Origin of the sequence: Ilumatobacter nonamiensis YM16-303, assembly GCF_000350145.1 — a bacterium.
GTDB lineage: Bacteria > Actinomycetota > Acidimicrobiia > Acidimicrobiales > Ilumatobacteraceae > Ilumatobacter_A > Ilumatobacter_A nonamiensis.
On the sequence record NZ_BAOL01000231.1, the window covers coordinates 1 to 3389 of the forward strand.

General features: G+C 67.5%; 4 protein-coding genes. All 4 read left to right on the forward strand.

The window, feature by feature from the left end; genetic code table 11:
* A partial coding sequence (locus tag ON45_RS18040) for a sigma-70 family RNA polymerase sigma factor (RefSeq protein ID WP_040495752.1) occupies positions 1 to 572 on the forward strand: 572 nt, incomplete at its 5' end.
* Positions 573 to 671: 99 nt separating this feature from the next.
* Positions 672 to 2024 carry a class II 3-deoxy-7-phosphoheptulonate synthase gene (locus ON45_RS18045; RefSeq protein ID WP_040495758.1) on the forward strand — a complete coding sequence of 451 codons (1353 nt, stop codon included), beginning with the start codon at positions 672 to 674 and terminating at the stop codon, positions 2022 to 2024.
* 19 nt (positions 2025 to 2043) lie between these two features.
* Complete coding sequence (locus tag ON45_RS18050; RefSeq protein ID WP_040495754.1) at positions 2044 to 2877, forward strand: serine hydrolase domain-containing protein; 834 nt, start codon at positions 2044 to 2046, stop codon at positions 2875 to 2877.
* Positions 2877 to 3350, forward strand: coding sequence for a hypothetical protein (locus tag ON45_RS18055; protein ID WP_040495756.1), 474 nt, complete (start codon positions 2877 to 2879; stop codon positions 3348 to 3350). Before ON45_RS18050 ends, ON45_RS18055 begins: the two co-directional genes overlap by 1 nt.
* The last annotated feature ends 39 nt before the right edge of the window (positions 3351 to 3389 follow it).

The following is a 3389-nucleotide window of genomic DNA, read 5'->3' on the forward strand; positions in this document are numbered from 1 at the left end:
TGCTCGACCTCATCCAGGAGGGCAACCTCGGCCTCGAGCACGCCGTCGACAAGTTCGACTGGCGCCGTGGCTTCAAGTTCTCCACCTACGCAACGTTCTGGATCCGCCAGGCCATCGGTCGTGCGCTGGACCAGAAGGCCAGCCTCATCCGCATCCCGGGTGACCGCTCCGCCAGCCTCCGTGCGGCGCTGCGCCAGGCCAGCGGCGACGGTGAGACTCTCGACCAGCAGAACGCCGAGCTGCACCGTCTGACCACCCCGGTCAGCCTCGACAAGACCGTCGGCGACGACGGCGATGCCACCCTCGGCGACCTGATGGCCAATGGCGACACCACGCCGGAGGACGCCGTCATGGCCCTCGTCGAGAGCGATCTGCTCGACGAACTGCTCGACACGCTCGACGCCCGGGCCCGCTTCGCCGTCGAAGCACGCTTCGGCCTGGTCGACGGTGAGCGCAAGAGCTTCCGCGAAGTCGGCGAGCAGCTGGGCGTCACCGCCGAGGCCGCCCGTCGCCTCGTCAGCCGGGCAGTCGCCGGGCTGCGTGACGACGCCGAGCGCATCCTCGCCGTCTGAGTCGCCGGGCCACGGCCCACGCTGAACCGAGAACACACCCGAAGCCGCCGGAGGAATCAGGCGGCTTCGGTCGTTTTCGAGCCCGATAGCGTGGCCGACATGAGTCGTGAGCAGTGGTCGCCGTCCTCGTGGAAAGAGCATCGGGTCGGCCAGCAACCCCGGTGGCCCGATCCCGGCGCGCTGGAGCAGTCGCTGAAGACGGTGTCGGAGATGCCGCCGCTGATCTTCGCGGAGGAGGCCCGTTCGCTGCAGAGCCACCTCGGCCAGGTCGCTGCGGGCAACGCGTTCCTGCTCCAAGCCGGTGACTGCGCCGAGAGCTTCGAGGAGTTCTCCGCCGACAACATCCGCGAGAAGCTGCGCGTCATCCTCCAGATGGCGATCATCCTCACCTACTCGGTCGGGGTGCCCACCGTGAAGGTCGGGCGGATGGCCGGCCAGTTCGCCAAGCCGCGTTCGTCGGACATGGAGAAGATCGGCGACGAGGAGATTCCGTCGTTCCGCGGCCACATCGTGAACGACCCGACATCGACCGGCGCGGCGCGCATGCCCAACCCGGAGCGTCTCGTTCAGGCCTACAACCAGTCGGCGTCGACGCTCAACCTGCTGCGGGCGTTCACGAAGGGTGGCTTCGCCGACCTCAGCCGGGTCCACGCGTGGACGCAGGAGTTCGTCGCCGCGAGCCCCGCTGGTCAGCGCTACGAGCAACTCGCGTCCGAGATCGACCGCGCCCTGTCGTTCATGCGGGCCTGTGGAATCGAGACCGAACAGAACGCGAGCCTGTCCGAGGTCGACGTGTTCACGTCGCACGAAGCACTGATCCTCGGGTACGAAGAGGCACTCACCCGCCGGGATTCGCTGACCGGATCCTGGTACGACTGCTCGGCGCACATGCTGTGGATCGGCGAACGCACCCGCGATCTCGACGGCGCCCACGTCGAGTTCCTGCGCGGCGTCGACAACCCGATCGGCTGCAAGGTCGGCCCGTCCACCACTGCCGACTACCTCATCGAACTGTGCGAGGTCCTCAACCCCTCGCGCATCCCGGGTCGGCTCACGCTGATCACCCGCATGGGTGCCGACAAGATCGAGGACGGTCTCCGCCCCCTGCTGCGGGCAGTCACCGACTCCGGACATCCGGTGGTGTGGGCGTGCGACCCGATGCACGGCAACACGTTCACCTCCGACAGCGGCCGCAAGACCAGGGCGTTCGACGACATCGTCGCCGAGATCGGAGGTTTCGTCCGGGCTCACCGTGCCGAGGGAACCTGGCCCGGGGGCATCCACGTCGAGTTGACCGGCGACGACGTCACCGAGTGTCTCGGGGGCGCCGAGGAGTTGAGCGACAGCCAACTCGACGACCGCTACCAAACGGTCTGCGATCCGCGTCTCAACGGGCGACAGAGCGTCGACCTGGCGTTCCGAGTCGCCGAACTCATTCGCGATTTCACCTGATCCGGCATCGGCGGCGACCATGACCCGGGCACTCGAACTCACCGCCGAGTGGCCCGTGCCAACCGTTGCTGCTGCCGTCATCGATCGCGGGCACGTCGTCGACCGGGTCGGCCCGACCGACCACCAGTTCCGACTCGCGTCGATCGGCAAGACGATCACCGCGTGGGCATGTCTGCTCGGTGTCGAGGAGGGCATCGTCTCGCTCGACGATCCGGTCGGACCGGACGACGGCCACGAACGAACCCTGCGCCACCTCCTCTCGCACGCCGGCGGCTACGGCTTCGATGCCGACGACCCGATCAAGGCTCCGGAGCAGCGACGGATCTACGGCAACGCGGGGATCAACGTCGCGGCCGAGCACCTCGCCTCCGCAGCCGCGATGTCGTTCGAGGAGTATCTGCGACTGGGACTGCTCGAACCACTCGGCATGACGTCGACCGAGTTGCGCGGACCTCCCGCCGACTCGATGTGGTCGACCGTCGACGATCTCGCCCGATTCGTCGCCGAGGTCACCGACCCCGTGCTCCTCTCCGCTGACACCGCGGCGATGGCGATCCGTCCGCACTTCCCGACGTTGGGAGGTATCGTTCCGGGCGTGGGTCGTTTCGACACGTGCCCCTGGGGATTGGGCTTCGAGATACGTGGGGACAAGGATCCTCACTGGACCGGTTCGCGCAACACGTCGGCGACCTACGGTCACTTCGGCGGTGCCGGGACGATGATGTGGATCGATCCGGGACACGACGACCTGGGGATCGTCGCCCTGACGGATCACGACTTCGACAAGTGGGCGATGCACGCGTGGCCCCAGATCTCCGATGCCGTGATCGAGGAGTTCGCCGGGGCGAGCTGATGACCGACACGCACGGCTTCCAACACGGCGATCGCATCCGCTATGCGACGCAGGACGAAGACGGTTTTCCGCTCGTTCGGTACGGATTCGTGGGCGGCGTGACGGACGACAACGGTCCGGTGGTGATCATGCTCGACGGGGAACTCGGCGGCGACGTCGTCGACCTCGACAAGATCGAACCGGTCCACATCTGCAACGTGACGCTCAAGCTCGACGGCCGCGACCTCCTCGACGATCTCACGCTCCGCTCCGGCCTCGTCAGCCTCTGGGAAGCCGAAGCCGAGGACGCCGGTCTCCAGATCGGCGCGATCCACCCGATCGTCGGCCGCGGCCGTTCGGACGACGGTGACGACGGCTGCGAGCTCGCCGAACTCACCGCCGCAGGCGACCAGTACCTCCTGCGCGCCGTGCGCTGCAAGAGCGAGGACGCCATCCTCATCCACTGCACTCGCCCCCACCCCTGGACCCTCTGACCAGGCTCGTGCCATCGGGTGTCAGACACCCGATGGCAC

Coding starts and splice junctions, on each gene's coding strand:
- ON45_RS18045 (WP_040495758.1), top strand. CDS start 672: ATGAGTCGTGAGCAGTGGTCGCCGTCCTCGTGGAAAGAGCATCGGGTC.
- ON45_RS18050 (WP_040495754.1), top strand. CDS start 2,044: ATGACCCGGGCACTCGAACTCACCGCCGAGTGGCCCGTGCCAACCGTT.
- ON45_RS18055 (WP_040495756.1), top strand. CDS start 2,877: ATGACCGACACGCACGGCTTCCAACACGGCGATCGCATCCGCTATGCG.